At 68.0% G+C, this 14,461-nt stretch carries 15 protein-coding genes; 2 read left to right on the top strand and 13 right to left on the bottom strand.

Annotated features, from left to right (window positions below; genetic code table 11):
• Position 1: 1 nt before the first annotated feature.
• The 11 genes from ACFPO9_RS10760 to ACFPO9_RS10710 all read right to left on the bottom strand — a co-directional run bounded on the left by ACFPO9_RS10760 (position 2) and on the right by ACFPO9_RS10710 (position 10,607).
• Complete coding sequence (locus ACFPO9_RS10760) at positions 2-1,516, bottom strand: tetratricopeptide repeat protein (RefSeq protein ID WP_379770425.1); 1,515 nt, start codon at positions 1,514-1,516, stop codon at positions 2-4.
• A 7-nt stretch (positions 1,517-1,523) separates the two neighbouring features.
• Positions 1,524-3,806, bottom strand: coding sequence for a xanthine dehydrogenase family protein molybdopterin-binding subunit (locus tag ACFPO9_RS10755; RefSeq protein ID WP_379770423.1), 2,283 nt, complete (start codon positions 3,804-3,806; stop codon positions 1,524-1,526).
• Positions 3,803-4,300, bottom strand: coding sequence for a (2Fe-2S)-binding protein (locus ACFPO9_RS10750; protein ID WP_379770421.1), 498 nt, complete (start codon positions 4,298-4,300; stop codon positions 3,803-3,805). Before ACFPO9_RS10750 ends, ACFPO9_RS10755 begins: the two co-directional genes overlap by 4 nt.
• A gap of 99 nt (positions 4,301-4,399) precedes the next feature.
• Positions 4,400-5,728, bottom strand: coding sequence for an erythromycin esterase family protein (locus ACFPO9_RS10745; RefSeq protein WP_379770418.1), 1,329 nt, complete (start codon positions 5,726-5,728; stop codon positions 4,400-4,402).
• Between the two features lie 5 nt (positions 5,729-5,733).
• Positions 5,734-6,981 (bottom strand): SRPBCC family protein, encoded by a 1,248-nt coding sequence (locus ACFPO9_RS10740; RefSeq protein ID WP_379770416.1) that lies wholly within the window; start codon positions 6,979-6,981, stop codon positions 5,734-5,736.
• Positions 6,932-7,672 carry a phosphoribosyltransferase gene (locus ACFPO9_RS10735; protein ID WP_379770414.1) on the bottom strand — a complete coding sequence of 247 codons (741 nt, stop codon included), beginning with the start codon at positions 7,670-7,672 and terminating at the stop codon, positions 6,932-6,934. The genes ACFPO9_RS10740 and ACFPO9_RS10735 overlap by 50 nt, the downstream gene beginning before the upstream one ends.
• Before the next feature lie 17 nt (positions 7,673-7,689).
• Entirely contained in the window at positions 7,690-8,160 is a 471-nt protein-coding gene (locus ACFPO9_RS10730; protein ID WP_379770412.1) for an Hsp20/alpha crystallin family protein, read from the bottom strand.
• Positions 8,161-8,315: 155 nt separating this feature from the next.
• A complete protein-coding gene (gene fghA / locus ACFPO9_RS10725; RefSeq protein WP_379770410.1) occupies positions 8,316-9,173 on the bottom strand; it encodes an S-formylglutathione hydrolase in 858 nt (285 codons plus the stop codon).
• Between the two features lie 34 nt (positions 9,174-9,207).
• On the bottom strand, positions 9,208-9,795 hold the full coding sequence (locus ACFPO9_RS10720; protein ID WP_379770408.1) for a chromate transporter: 588 nt from the start codon (positions 9,793-9,795) through the stop codon (positions 9,208-9,210).
• Positions 9,792-10,385: a chromate transporter gene (locus tag ACFPO9_RS10715; protein ID WP_379770406.1), complete on the bottom strand. Its 594-nt coding sequence runs from the start codon at positions 10,383-10,385 to the stop codon at positions 9,792-9,794. Before ACFPO9_RS10715 ends, ACFPO9_RS10720 begins: the two co-directional genes overlap by 4 nt.
• A gap of 45 nt (positions 10,386-10,430) precedes the next feature.
• Positions 10,431-10,607: a hypothetical protein gene (locus ACFPO9_RS10710; RefSeq protein WP_230020996.1), complete on the bottom strand. Its 177-nt coding sequence runs from the start codon at positions 10,605-10,607 to the stop codon at positions 10,431-10,433.
• Between the two features lie 131 nt (positions 10,608-10,738).
• Between ACFPO9_RS10710 and ACFPO9_RS10705 the strand changes: the two genes are divergently transcribed.
• Positions 10,739-10,927 carry a hypothetical protein gene (locus ACFPO9_RS10705; RefSeq protein ID WP_379770403.1) on the top strand — a complete coding sequence of 63 codons (189 nt, stop codon included), beginning with the start codon at positions 10,739-10,741 and terminating at the stop codon, positions 10,925-10,927.
• Positions 10,928-10,931: 4 nt separating this feature from the next.
• Here the strand turns inward: ACFPO9_RS10705 and ACFPO9_RS10700 are convergent, their stop codons facing one another.
• Positions 10,932-11,210: a hypothetical protein gene (locus ACFPO9_RS10700; RefSeq protein WP_379770401.1), complete on the bottom strand. Its 279-nt coding sequence runs from the start codon at positions 11,208-11,210 to the stop codon at positions 10,932-10,934.
• An 18-nt stretch (positions 11,211-11,228) separates the two neighbouring features.
• Here ACFPO9_RS10700 and ACFPO9_RS10695 point away from each other — a divergent pair, with 18 nt between their 5' ends.
• On the top strand, positions 11,229-13,322 hold the full coding sequence (locus tag ACFPO9_RS10695; RefSeq protein ID WP_379770399.1) for an ATP-dependent helicase: 2,094 nt from the start codon (positions 11,229-11,231) through the stop codon (positions 13,320-13,322).
• Positions 13,323-13,767: 445 nt separating this feature from the next.
• Here ACFPO9_RS10695 and ACFPO9_RS10690 read toward each other — a convergent pair whose 3' ends face one another.
• Complete coding sequence (locus ACFPO9_RS10690; protein WP_379770397.1) at positions 13,768-14,403, bottom strand: phosphohydrolase; 636 nt, start codon at positions 14,401-14,403, stop codon at positions 13,768-13,770.
• Positions 14,404-14,461 lie beyond the last annotated feature (58 nt).

Raw genomic sequence — 14,461 nt, 5'->3', positions numbered from 1 at the left:
CTCATGGGCGGTTTAGCAGGAACAGCAGGCCGCGGACCTCGCGCCCGTGTTCCTTGCGCAGGACGGCCTCGCGCCGTTCCACCAGCGCGAGGCCGGCGGTGAGGGCGCAGGCGCGCACGTAAGCCTCGGTGTGCGCGAAGCGGTTCGAGGCCGTGATCGCGTAGCCTTCGGCGCTGCCGGCGCCCAGCGACTCCACCGAAAACGCAAACCACCCGCCCGGCCGCAGCGCCTGCGCCACGCCGCCGAACAACGGCCTCAGTTCGCCGAAATACACCAGCACGTCGGCCGCCAGCACCAGCTGCCATTCCGCCCGCCGGCCCGCCAGCCAGGGCACGATGTCGGCGCAGGCCAGTTCGTCGTACAGCCCGCCTTCGCGGGCCTTGTCCAGCATCTTTTCCGACAGGTCGACCCCGGCCAGGCGCTGCGCCATCGGCCGCAGCAGCGGCGCGCACAGGCCGGTGCCGCAGCCCAGGTCCAGCGCCGACGTCAGCGCCGGCTGCGGTCCCAGGCGTTCGTGCAGCATCGCGCTTAACAGCTCGGGCGTGCGGTATTCCAGCGTCCCGACCAGGTGGCGGTCGAAGTGGCCGGCGTACTGGTCGAACAGGCCCCTGACGTAATCCGCGGGCGCGGAAGAGGGCGCCGCGCCGTCGCCGAGTGCGGCCAGCGCGAAGGCGATGCCGGCCGGGTCGGCGCCCAGTTCGCGCGCGCGGCGGTAGGACTGCAGCGCGTCCTCGCGCCGGTCCAGCGCGCGCAGCACGTTGGCGCGGTAGTGCTCGGCCATCGCGTAATCGGGACGCAACCGGAGCGCCTGTTCGTAGCTGGCCAGGGACTGTTCCAGCATGCCGGCCTTCTTGAGGGCGGCGCCGCGCGCGCACCAGATCTCGGCCTGCCGGGCCGCCGGCGCGGCGGCCAGCGCGCGGTCGTAGGCCGCCACCGCTTCCGGGTGGCGCTCCAGCGCCTGCAGGGCATTCCCCAGCGCCTGCAGGGCGTCCGCATAGCCGGCGCGCATGCCCAGGGCCTGCTCGGCGCTGGCGGCGGCATCGGCATGGCGGCCGAGGTCATTCAAGACAATCGCGCGGTGGCACCAGGCTTCCGGGTAGCTGGCTTGCAGGGCCAGCGCGCGCTCGTAGCTGTCCAGCGCCTCCGGCTGGCGACCAAGGCGGCGCAGGGTGTTGCCGCGGTTGTTCCAGGCCAGCGCGTAGCGCGGGTCGAGGCGCAGCGCGGCATCGATGCTGTCCAGCGCCGCGGCATGCTGGCCGAGGTCGTTCAGCGCCGCGCCCAGGTTGGCGTGGGCGCGGGCCTGTTGCGGGTCGACTTGCAGCGCGGCGCGGATCAGGTCCGCCGCGCGCGCGGGATCGCCGTGCTGGCGTTCGATCACGCCGCTCAGGTGCAGGGCGTCGAACTGCTTCGGATCGCGCTCCAGCACCTGCCCGTAGAGCACGCGCGCCTGCTCCAGCCGGCCCTCCTGGTGCAGGGCGACGGCCTGGCGGAGCAGGGCGTTCAGGTCCAGGCGCACTCCATGCTCAGCGCCAGCTGAGGTCCGCCTTCGACAGCGGCAGCTCGCGCACCCGCTTGCCGGTGGCGGCGAAGATCGCATTGCAGACGGCCGGCGCCAGCGGCGGGAACACCGGCTCGCCCAGGCCCGTGACCGGGTAGTCGGTCTTCAGGAAGTGGGTCTCGATCTTGGCCGGCGTGTCCGGCATGCGCAGCAGCGGGTAGTCGTGGAAGTTGCTCTGCACGATGCGGCCTTGCTGGATGTCCAGCGCCGGGTACATCAGCGTGGACAGGCCGTCGATCACCGAGCCCTGCACCTGGTTCTCGGCGCCGGACAGGTTGACGATCTGGGCGCCGATGTCGGTCACGACCACCACGCGGTCCACCTTCAGCTGGCCTTCCTTCGATACCGTGACCTCGGCCACCTCCGCCACATAGCCGCGGTGGCTGAAGTGGAAGGCGACGCCGGCGCCCTGGCCGCGCGCGAACTTGCGCTTGCCCCAGCCGGACTTCTCGGCCACGGCCTTGAGCACATTGCGCATGCGCGCCACGTTGTAGGGCACGCCGCGTTCGCCGGTGCCGGCCACCATGTCCTTGTCGCCGAGGATCTCGAGACGGAATTCGATCGGATCGCGGCCGGCGGCATGCGCCAGTTCGTCGATGAAGCTGTGGAAGACCCAGGCGAACACGTTCGAGCCCGGCGCGCGCCACGGTCCCATCGGGATGCGGCATTCGAGCGGGGTTTGTTCGAGCAGGCAGTTCGGCGCCCAGCGGCCGGGGAACTCGTCGCCCGACAGGCTGCCGCCGCTGCCCGGCCGCAGCACGCTGCCGGTGCTACCGTCGCTTTCCTTCTGTTCGACGCGGTTGGCGAAGGTCACGAAGTGGTTATGCCAGGCCACCAGCTTGCCCTGCTCGTCGACGCCGCCGCGCAGGAAGTGGAAGCCGCCGGCGCGGAAGTGGTCGTGCTGCAGGTCGTCTTCGCGCATCCAGGTCAGCTTGACCGGCGCCTTCATCTTTTGCGCGATGGCGACCGCATCGACGATGAAGTCCGACGACAGCCGGCGCCCGAAACCGCCGCCGCTGCGCATGATGTGCAGCGTGATCTTCTCTTTCGGGATGTTGAAGGTGCTGGCCACCAGGGCCTGGCCGGCGCCCGGGTTCTGGGTCGGCGCCCACAGTTCCACGCTGCCGTCCTTCGGATCGACCGCGGCGGTGCAATTCTGCGGCTCCATGCTCGCGTGCGAGATGAAGGGGTAGACGTAGGCCGCTTCCACGGTGCGGGCGGCGCCGGCCAGGGCCGTTTCGACGTCGCCGTCGTGGCGCATGGTGGCCACGCCCGGCTGTTTGCTGGCCGCCTGGGCCTGGGCCAGGAAGCCCGACCAGCTGTGGTTCGCGCCTTCGCCTTCGTCCCACTGCACCGCCAGCTTCTTGCGCGCGCGGATCGCGTTCCAGGTGCTGCTGGCGACGATCGCCACGCCCGGACGCAGGCCGTTCAGGTTGTCGCTGCCCTCGACGATGAAGGCGTCCTTCACGCCCGGCATGGCCTTGATCGCCTCCAGGTTGGCCGAGACCGGGCGCCCGCCCAGAACCGGGCACTTGACGTAGACGGCATACAGCATGCCGGGCAGCTGGACGTCGATGCCGAACAGCGGCTTGCCCGACACTACCTTGTCGTTGTCGACGCCGCCGACGCGGGTGCCGAGCAGTTTATACGCGGCCGGGTCCTTCAGTTGCACGCCGCTGGCGTCCGGCACCGGCAGCACGGCGGCGGCCTTGACCAGCTCGCCGTAGCCGAGACGGCGCTTGCTGGCCTCGTGCAGCACCGCGCCGCGCTCGGCGCGGCATTCGGCGGCCGGCACGCCCCAGGCCTGGCTGGCCGCCTGGACCAGCATGGTGCGCGCGGTGGCGCCCAGGCGGTGGAAGTTTTCGTAATTGGTCGGGGTCGAGGTCGAACCGCCGGCGCCCTGCGAACCGTAGGCCGGGTTCAGGTCGCCCTGGACCACGCGCACGTCGGACCAGGCGACTTCCAGTTCCTCGGCGATGATCATCGGCAGCGAGGTCTTGATGCCCTGGCCGATCTCCGGCTGCTTGGACACCAGGGTCACGACGCCGTCCTGGGCGATGCGGATGAAGACGTTGGGCGAGAATTCGGCGGCCGCCGCGCTGCCGGCTGCCTTGTCCTGGCCGTGGGCGAGGGCGGCGATGGCGCCATTGCCGGACATGCCGAGCGCCAGCAGCGAACCGCCGGCCGCGGAGCGGCGCAGGAAGCTGCGGCGCGCACTGGATTGCAGATCGTCGTGGCGGGCGCTCATTTCCTGCCCTTTCCGGTCGATGCGGCGGATGCGCTGGATGCGATGTCGGCGGCGCGCTGGATGCCGGCGCGGATGCGGACATAGGTGGCGCAGCGGCACAGGTTGCCGGCCATGGCCTCGTCGATCTGGGCCTCGGTCGGGCGCGGATGCTGCTTGAGCAGGGCGCACGCGCTCATGATCTGGCCGGACTGGCAGTAGCCGCACTGGGGCACGTCGAGTTCCTGCCAGGCTTGCTGCAGCGGATGCGCGGCCCTGGCGTCGAGTCCCTCGATGGTGGTGATCCTGCGCTTGCCGATGCTGGACACGGGCAGCTGGCAGGCACGTGCCGGCTGGCCGTCCACGTGAACGGTGCAGGCGCCGCAAGCGCCGACGCCGCAGCCGTACTTGGTGCCGACCAGGCCCATGGTGTCGCGCAGCGCCCACAGCAGGGGCGTATCGGCCTCGACGTCGACCGGCTGCGCCTTGCCGTTGACGTTCAACGTGTATTTACTCATGTGTTGTTTAAGTTATTGCCAGAACATAACAACACAATCGTAAACCAAACGGAGCTAGGGTGGGCACTCCATGCCCACGAAAATCTTGCGTACCGCGCCCTACAAACCGCCGGGATAGGTCTCCGGCGGCTCCTCCGAATGCCAGCCGCCGCCCGCATCGAGGGGCGTGACCGCCGTGGTGCGGTCGATGTGGATCACGGCGTCGAACTGGCTTGCCATCTGGGCCGAAAAATAATGGCTCTGGCGCTCGGTGCGCGGCAAATAGATGACGCCGATGGCCCGTTCCAGGCGGCGCTGCATCAGGGCTTCGCGGGCCGGATGATCCCCGCGCAGGGGCAGCAGGAAGCGTTCGATGCCGGTGTTGTGCAGCAATTCCTCGTAGCTGCCGGGCATGCCGGGCCGCACCTGCTTGTGCTCGGCCGGGCCGTCCCATTCGGAGGCCGCCGTCACATAGCCTTCATACGTGGAAAAGCCGATCAGGCGGGTCTGGCCGTCGTAGGCCTTGCGGGCCAGCTCGCCCACGTTCCACTCGCCCAGTTCGCCGACCTCGGTGGCGCGGGCGTCGCCGATGTGGGAGTTGTGCTCCCAGACCACGATCCTGGCCGGCTCGCCATCCGTCGACAGGTGCCGGGCCAGGGCGTCCAGGGTCTCGGCCATGTGGCTGTCGCGCAAGTTCCAGGACGAGATGCGGCCGCGGAACATGGTCCGGTAGTATTCCTCGGCATTCTTGACCAGGCGCGCGTTCTGCTGGGCGTGGAAGAAGGCGTCGGCGCTGCCGTCCTTTTGCGAGTACTCGTAGGCGCGCTGCTGCAGCTGGTTCAATTGCTCGATCACGCCTTCCTCGCAGGAGGCGGACAAATTCATGTTGGCCGAATAGCCGTAGTGCTGGCTGTCTTCATAATAGTGGTCGAAGCAGGCATAGCGCTCGCGCGCCACCCTGGCCGCCTGCGGATCGACCTTGTCGAGGTAGGCCAGCACTTCGCGCAGCGAGGTGAACAGGCTGTACAGGTCGAGCCCGTAGAAGCCGACCTGCCTGCCATCGGCCTGTTTCTGGTTGCGCTCGCGCAGCCATTCGACGAAGGTGGAAACGTCCGTATTCCGCCACATCCAGTTCGGGAAGCGCTGGAAGCCGGACAGGGCGGCGTTGGCGTCGCCATCTTCTCCCTGGCCGCGAACGTAGCGGTTGACGCGGTAGGCATCCGGCCAGTCGGCCTCGACGGCCACGGCGTGGAAGCCCTTTTCCTCGATCAGCCTTTGGGTGATCCGCGCGCGCTCCTCGTAGAACTCGTGGGTGCCGTGGGTGGCTTCGCCCAGCAGCACGAAGCGGGCATCGCCGACCAGGTCCAGCAGTGCGTCGTAGTCGCGCGCGCCGCCGCTCAGGGGGACGGCGGCGGCGCGGATGGCGTCAAGGGGATCGACGCTGGCCATGATGCTTAATGCAGGAAGCGGCTGGTCCAGCTGGACTGGGCGGCTTCGCGCGGCAGCGAACCGCGCTCGATATGGGCCCGCATGCGCGCCAGGTCCTCGTCCATCCTGGACTTCGGATCGGAACCGAGCAGCAGGGCCAGGCCGTGGCCGAGGGCGCCGGCCGGCGGGGTATAGCACATGCGCACGGTGACCAGGGTGCCGCCGCGGTGGCGCTCGAACTGGATCGAACCGCTGTTCGGAATTTCGGCGCCGGCTTCGCTGCGCCAGGCCAGGCGGTTCGGGCGGCTCTGTTCGGTCAGCACGGAATTCCATTCGAACTTCGAACCGCCCGGACCCTTCACGCTCCAGTGCGAGCGGCGGTGGCCGAGGTCGCGCACTTCAGTGACGTGCGACATGTAGCGCGGGAAGTTCTCGTAGTTGGCGAACTGCTGGTAGACATCGTCCGGCGAGGCTTCGATATGGATGGTCTTTTCGAAGTCGATGGTCTGGTCCATGCTCAGCTTGCGCGCCAGGTCCTTGCCCATGCCGAGACCGGCTGCGCCGCGTCCGGCCAGGGTGCGCAGCGGCTGGTTGGCGGCGCCGCGCGCGAGCAGGGCGGCGCCGGCCAGGCCGAGCACGGCGCTCAGCGGCGAACGGCGCATCACGCCGAGCAGGGCCAGCAGGCCGCCGCCCACCAGCGCGGTGTTGCGCATGGTCGGGCTCCAGGCGCCTTCGCCGTCGCCGCGCACTTCCTCCGCCATGCGCTTGCCGAGGCGGCCTGCGCTCTTGCGGGTGTCGTCGTAGAAGTCGACGGCGCTGTCGGCGGCGTGGCTCACGGCCTTGCTCACGCTGCTGCGCGCGGTCGAAAACGTGTCGCTGTCGTGCAGCTCGTCGGCGCTGCTTTTTGCCTTCGAGATCGCATCCTCGGCCAGGTCGCCGGCGGCGCTGGCGGCGCGGCTCATCGCGTCCCTGGCGGTCGACAGCGCGCTCGAGATCGCCGAGCCGATGCTGCCGTCCGGCTTCGCGGCTTCGATGGCATCGTCGGCGGCAGCGCCCATGCGGCTGCTGGCGCCATGCCAGACATTGCCGAGGGCGCTGGAAGTGCGCGAGCCGGCGTTGCGCACGGCGGCGGCCGACTGGGCGCGGCGTGCGCCGCCGCGGTCGGGGTCGAGCATGTACATCAACAGGGCGCCGGCGGCGGCGCCGCCCAGCCATTTGGCAAGTTCAAGCCCGGTGTCCGTCGTCGTCGTGCTTGTCGTCGGCAGTCGTTGCATGATTCGGTCCTCCATGTGGTTGTTGTCGTTCGGCCGTCCGCGCATGCCAGGCGTCGGCCAGCAGATCCTGCACTTCCTCGTCGCTGGTCTGGTCGAAGGCGTCGTACCACTGGCCCACGGAGCGGAACAGGGGCGGCGCCGCCAGGCACACCAGATGGTCGACCTCCGGCTCGAGCAGGGCCAGGGTCTGCGGCGGCGCCACCGGCACCGCCAGCACCAGCTTGCCCGGGCCCAGGCCGCGCGCCACGCGGATCGCCGCCAGCATGGTCGAGCCGGTGGCGACACCGTCGTCGACCAGGATCGCGGTGCGCCCGGCCAGCGCCAGCGGCGCGCGCGCGCCCCGGTAGGCGCGCTCGCGCCGCTGCAACTCGTCCAGCTCGCGCCTGGTCACGGCCTCGACCTGCTCGGCCGTGACGCCCATCAGGCCGGGCACGCCCGGCTGCAGCACGCACACGCCGCCGCTGCCGACCGCCCCCATGGCGTATTCCTCGTGATTCGGCAAACCCAGCTTTCTGACGAGGAGAATATCGAGTTCGATGGCGAGCCGCTGTGCGATGGCGAACCCAACGGGCACTCCGCCGCGCGGCAGCGCCAGCACGATGGCGTCCGCGCGTCCCGCGTACTCGCGCAAGTCCCGGGCCAGCAACTTGCCGGCCTGGGTGCGGTCCTTGAAGCGGCGAAACTCTGCCATGCCTGCTCTTGCCCTCGCTACTGGATGGTCAGACGCTTGGCCGCGCCACCCTGTTTCTTGGGCAGCGTCAGCATCAGGACCCCGTTTTCGAGCCTGGCTTCGGCGCCTGCGTCGTCGACCTCGGACGGCAGCGTGAAGCTGCGCTGGTACCTGCGCGTCGAACGTTCAGAATACACCACCTGTTCGCCCTGACGCTGTTCGTTTGCCTGCTGACATTCGCCTTCGATCGTGACGCGCTGGCCGTCGATCGAGACCTTGACGTCGTCCTTCTTGACGCCCGGCAGCTCGGCTTGCACTTCGAAGGTTTTTTCGGTCTCGCTGAGGTCCAGGCGCGGCATGGCCAGGCCATCGTCCGTCCAGCGTGCGCCCTGGGCCAGCGGTGCGAGGAAATCCTGGAGCATGTTCTCGACCATCCGTCCAAACTGGTCGTCCATGGGGCCGCCGCGAAGCGTCGACAGCGGGCTGTTGCCTCTCCTGATCAGGTTCATGATGAGACCTCCCTTGGCAATGGATGAGTGATATGACGGGCGATGCAAAGCATGCCGCCACTCTTTTTATAGGGCGGACAAAAACGTTTTTCAAGCGGGGTGCAGGCAATATTGATGCCCGCCAGCCGGCGGGCACTTCGGGGGAATTCGCCGGCTCAGCCGAGATTGAGGCTGTGGAAGCGCAGGTGGTCTTCGACGAAGCTGGAGATGAAGTAATAGCCGTGGTCGTAGCCGGCGTGGCGGCGCAGTTCGAGCGGCTGGCCGGCGGCGCGGCAGGCTTCCTCGAGGGCTTCCGGGTACAGCTGCTCGGCGAGGAACTTGTCGGCCAGGCCCTGGTCGACCAGGATGCCGTCCGGGAAGACGGCGCGGCCCGCATCCTTGATCAGTTCGGTGGCGTCGTGGGCGCGCCAGGCGGACTGGTCGGCGCCGAGGTAGCCGCCGAAGGCCTTCCGGCCCCAGGGGCAGCGGGTCGGCGCGGCGATCGGCGCGAAGGCCGAGACCGAGCGGAACAGTTCCGGGTGGCGCAGCGCCAGGGTCAGCGCGCCATGCCCGCCCATCGAGTGGCCGAAGATGCCGACCCGCTGCGGATCGGCGGGGAGGGTGGCCAGCACCAGTTCGCGCAGCTCGAGGATGTAGCTCTCCATGCGGTAGTGGCGCGACCAGGGCTCGGCGGTGGCGTCGAGGTAGAAGCCGGCGCCGGCGCCGAAGTCCCAGCTGTCGGTCTCGCCGGGCACGCCGGCACCGCGCGGGCTGGTGTCGGGCGCGACCAGGATGATGCCCAGCTCGCTTGCGGCCCGCTGGGCGCCGGCCTTGATCATGAAGGTCTCTTCGGTGCAGGTCAGGCCGGCCAGGTAGAACAGCACCGGCAGCCGTTTGCCTTCGGCGCCGGGCGGCAGGTAGACGGAAAAGCGCATCGGCAGGCCGATCGCGCTCGAGGCGTGCTGGTAAAAGCGCTGCACGCCGCCGAAGCAGGCGTGTTCGCTTAGCACATTTAATTGGGCAAGCTCGGTCATTTTCTTCTCTCGTCAGGTGAGCAATGACGCAATATTAGACCAATCCGAATGCCCCGAGCAGCGCGCCGGCCGCCAGCACCCACAGCAGATGCAGCCGCGTACGCCAGATCACCACCCCGGCCGCCACCGCCAGCAGCGGCAGGCGCCAGCCGGCGGCGCCGGCCGCGCTGCCGAGGATCCAGGCGGTCGACAGCAGCAGGGCGATCACCACCGGCGCCATGCCCTGCTTGAAGGCGCGCACCGCGCGCAGGTCGCGGTTGCGGTGGCCCCAGCGCGCGGCGGTGTAGGTGATGATGGTGGACGGCGTCATGATGCCGACCATGGTGACCAGCACGCCGAACAGGGCGGCGCCCAGGCTGCCGGCGTTCATGCCCACGTGCCAGCCCATCAGGGCGACAAACAGCACGTTCGGGCCGGGCGCCGCCTGGGCCAGGGCAATCGCGGCGTTGAATTGATCCTGAGTCAGCCAGGCATGCTGTTCGACCAGGAAACGGTGCATCTCGGAGGAGGTCGAGATCGCGCCGCCGATCGACATCATCGACAGCAGCAGGAAGTGGCCGAACAGGTTCAGCCAGTCGGACCAGGCCAGGGCCAGATGCAGGGTCGCGGGCGCCGCGCTCATGCCGCGAGCCTGCGCCAGGTGAGGATGCAGCCCAGCCCGCCGAGCCCTCCCAATACATACAGCAGCGGACACTTCAGCAGCGCGACGAGCACGAAGCCGAGGGTGGCGATGGCCACGCACCAGGGCATGGGCAGCGGGCTGCGCTTTAGGGCCACGGCCAGTTTCAGGCCGGCGGCGCCGATCAGACCGGCCGAGACGGCGGCCATGCCGCGCAGGGCGCCGGCCACCTGCGGGCTGTCGGCGAAGCGGTCGTGCAGCACGGCCAGGCCCAGCACCAGCAGCAGCGGCAGGGCCAGCAGGCCACCCAGCGCCGCCAGGGCGCCGGGCAGGCCGAACCAGCGCCCGCCTATCATCAGCGACAGGTTGACCACGTTCGGGCCGGGCATGATCTGGGCGACGGCCCAGTCCTCGATGAATTCTTCCTGCGTCATCCAGCGCTTGCGCTCGACCAGTTCGCGCTGGACGACAGCAAGCACGCCGCCGAAACCCTGCAGGGCCAGCCAGGTGAAGGAAATAAAAAGATCGGACAGGGACTGCGGGCGGGGCGGAGAGGCGGACTCTCCCGGCGATGGTTGCGGCGGATTGCTCATGGCGCGATTATCGCGCCACGCCCCACCAGCTGTCCATGCGGAGCGTTAGCCGCCGCCGATGCCGCGCATCACGCGGCCCGTGCCTTCGCATTCCGGGCACTGCTTGCCGTCGGCGAGCTTGCCGCTGCCGCCGCAGGTCTCGCACAGGTCCTCGCCCGCGCCCGGGGTGCCCGGTTCGGCTTCGTCGCCCGGTTTCATGTCGGGATCGGGAGTCGTGGTCATGGGGGCCTCGCTGGTGGTGGTTGACGCGACCATTCTAGGCCGGGCCGCGCGGAGGCGGCGCACGCGGGCGCGCCGGCGTGTGCGATACTGCGTGGGCGGCAAGCCGCCGCGCCGACAGCCCGGGAGGACCGATGGACCAGATTCGCACCAGCCAGCGCCAGGACGCGCACCGCCGCCAGATCGTCGACCGCGGCATTGTCCTGCAGGGACGTTCGGGCACCGTCTCGGCCGTCGAATTCCTGCGCTCGCAGGACATTGCTTCCGAAGTAATTGAACGGGTATTGGGCGAGCCGGAACGCCGCCGGGCAATTGCTAGTTGAGCCTTTACCAAGCGCATTTGTTATGCACAAAAGTTTCCTGCGCACATCTTGCAAAAATATTCGAATTGTGCGCCTCTTGACTTCGTAAACCATTGATTTTGCGGTCTTCACAAGCTGCACGTGCAATGGGCAATTTGTTGAAAGCCGCATCAATCCTTGCTTCCGGCATGTCAAGGGGGTGTTTTTCCACATGTTTGTCCACAGTTTTTGTGGATATCTGTACAAGCCTTCCCGGCATATTTGGCTTGCGTAAGTTCACTGGATAAATGTACAGTTCTACCATTCACAGAACTGTCGTCCCATGCCCGATACCGCCGACCCCAGCCTCGCCGAGCCCGCGCTCGCGGACCCTTATGCGTCCCTGAATCCCGAACAGCGCGCGGCGGTCGAGCATGACGTCGGCGCCGCGGCGCCGCGGCCCTTGCTGGTGGTGGCCGGCGCCGGCTCGGGCAAGACCAATACGCTGGCGCACCGCGTCGCGCGCCTGATCCAGTCCGGCGCCGACCCGCAGCGCATCCTGTTGCTGACGTTTTCGCGGCGCGGCGCCAACGAGATGGTGCAGCGCGCCGGCGGCGTCCTGCAGCGCATCTTCGGCACCTCCGCGCAGGCGGTGGCCGCGCTGCCCTGGGCCGGCACCTTCCACGCCATCGGCGCGCGCCTGCTGCGCGAGTACGCGGGCCGGATCGGGCTGGAAGCCTCCTTCACCATCCACGACCGCGCCGATTCCGAAGACCTGATGGGCATGGTGCGCCAGGACATCGGCCTTACCGGCGGCCAGAAGCGTTTCCCGCTGAAGGGAACCTGCCTGGCGATCTATTCGCGGGTGGTGAACAGCCGCGATTCGCTGGCCGACGTGCTGCAGTCGACCTTCCCCTGGTGCGGCGAATGGGAAGAGGAGCTGAAACGCCTGTTCGGCGCCTACGTCGACGCCAAGCAGGAGCAGAACGTGCTCGATTACGACGACCTGCTGCTGTTCTGGTCCGAGATGGCCTCCGACCCGGCGCTGGGGCCGGAGCTGGGCGCGCTGTTCGACCATGTACTGGTCGACGAATACCAGGACACCAACCGCCTGCAGGCCGCCATCATCCAGGGCATGAAGCCGGATGGGCGCGGGGTGATGGTGGTCGGCGACGATGCGCAATCGATCTATTCCTTCCGCGGCGCGACGGTGCGCAACATCCTCGACTTCGCGCAAGCCTTCTCGCAGCCGGCGCGCACGATCACGCTGGACCGCAACTACCGCTCGACCCAGCCCATCCTGGATGCCTCGAACGCGGTGATCGCGGCGGCGCTGGAACGGCATGCGAAGACGCTGTGGACCGATAAAGTGTCGACGGCGAAGCCGCAGCTGGTGCTGATCCCGGACGAGGCCGAGCAGGCGCGCTGGGTCTGCAACCAGGTGCTGGCGCAGAGGGAAAGCGGCACAAAGCTGACCCAGCAGGCGGTGCTGTTCCGCGCCGCCAGCCACAGCGCCGCGCTGGAACTGGAACTGGTGCGGCGGAACATCCCCTTCGTGAAGTTCGGCGGCCTGAAGTTCCTGGAAGCGGCCCATATCAAGGACATCCTCGCGGTGCTGCGCTTTGCCCAGAACCCGAACGGGCGCCTGGCCGGCTTCCGCGTCGCCCAGCTGATTCCCGGCATCGGCCCGGCCACCGCGGCGCGCCTGCTGGATGCGGTGGGCGAGTCCGCCGAGCCGGCCGCCGCCATGGAAGCCTTCGAGGCCCCGGCGCGCGCGCAAGGCGACTGGGCAGCCTTCGTGGCGCTGTACCGCACGCTGCGCGCGCCAGGGCTGCGCTGGCCGATGGACATCGAGCTGGTGAAAAATTGGTACCTGCCGCACCTGGAACGCCTGTACGACGACGCCCCGGTGCGCGCGGCCGACCTCGAGCAGCTGGTGCAGCTGGCCGGCGGCTACGGCTCGCGCGAGAGTTTCCTGACCGAGCTGACGCTGGACCCGCCCGATGCGACCAGCGACCGCGCCGGCCCGCCGCTGCTGGACGAGGACTACCTGATCCTGTCGACCATCCACTCGTCCAAGGGCCAGGAGTGGAAGGCCGTGCACGTGCTGAGCGTGGTCGACGGCTGCATCCCGTCCGACATGGCCACCGGCAGCGCCGACGACATCGAGGAAGAGCGGCGCCTGCTCTATGTGGCGATGACGCGCGCCAGGGAGCAGCTGCACCTGGTGCTGCCGAACCGCTTCTTCATCAAGCAGCAGGCGCAGATGGGCGACCGCCACGTCTACGCCCAGCGCACCCGCTTCATCAGCCCGGCCATGCTCAAGCATTTCGAGGAATGCAGCTGGGTGAACGCCGACACGCCGCACAGCCGCAAGCCGATGCCGGACGAGGTGCGAATGCTGGTGAGAGACAGGGCAAGAAATGCCTGGAAATGAGGCCGGTTTTCGGCTAGCCCGAATGAGTTATCCCCCGTGTCCTACAGTTGTAGGAATTTGCCTCATAGCCATATCCTTCACAAAACTAGGCCAGGTGTAAGTCATTGATTTGTATAGGCTTAAAATTTGCCTGTTGAACGGGCAATTTGTTGAAACCCGCACCAATACTGCGCTCCCGGCTTGTCAAGAGGCGCTTGTCCACACAGTTATCCACATTTCCTGTGGATATGAAAATAAAAGCTGAGGAATCAAGGATTTAGGCGCTGATCTTGAGAAAGGTCTTAGCATTTTCGTAAGGCCAATTGTTCTGTATGGCCATGACTGCGCATTATTTCTACATGAAAGAAAATTTCATCTGGGAGCTCAGGGCGAAAGATTCTTTCATTGAGGCATGAGATCGCGCTGGCGGCGCAGGCCGTCCAAGGCGATGGCGGCATCGAAAGCCTCAGCCATGACCCTCTCCCGCCTCGATGCGCTGCTTCAAATGATCCAGTTCGAGCAGGAAACGCTCGGCCGCGATCACCGGTGGCCAGGGCTCCCAGGGCCGGCAACGGTAGCGCTCGGCCAGCGGGTCTTCTTCCAGCACGGCGGCGCGGATGCGCAGGGTATTGCGCACTTCCTCCACCTTCCAGCCGACCACGTGCACGGCCTCGCTGGCGGCCGCCAGGCGGTCGGCCCGCTTGTGCTTCGCGTGTTCGGTGGGCGTCCAGGCCGGCAGGCCGTAGCGCAGAAAGACCATCTGCTCCAGGCGCCGCGTCAATGCCTTGAACCCTTCACCGAGGAAGGGCTTCAGAGGAGAGACGGCGTCGAAGCCGAGCAAGCCTTCCTCGGCGTCGTGCAGCAGTTCGCGCAATTCGATGACGGGCGCCAGCGGCGCCGGCGCGGCGGCGCGGCGCAGCAGCATCACGCAGATCGAATGCTGGGCCACGGACAGCGGCAGCGGCCAGGCCGAGTGGCCGCCCCAGCGGTAGGTGCGGGCCAGGCCCAGGGCGAGGTCGGCATCGTCCCAGTCGAATGGGGTAGGATTGAGCAGGTCGAGGCGCTTGCCGGAAGGCATGCGAACCCAGGCGCGTATCGTCATGCGGGAATTCTACATTGATATGGACGAATACCCGCGGCCGGGCGGACACTACACTTGA

The organism is Massilia aerilata (assembly GCF_042656905.1).
Classification (GTDB): domain Bacteria; phylum Pseudomonadota; class Gammaproteobacteria; order Burkholderiales; family Burkholderiaceae_D; genus Telluria; species Telluria aerilata.
This window is presented reverse-complemented; position numbering and strand designations above follow the sequence as displayed.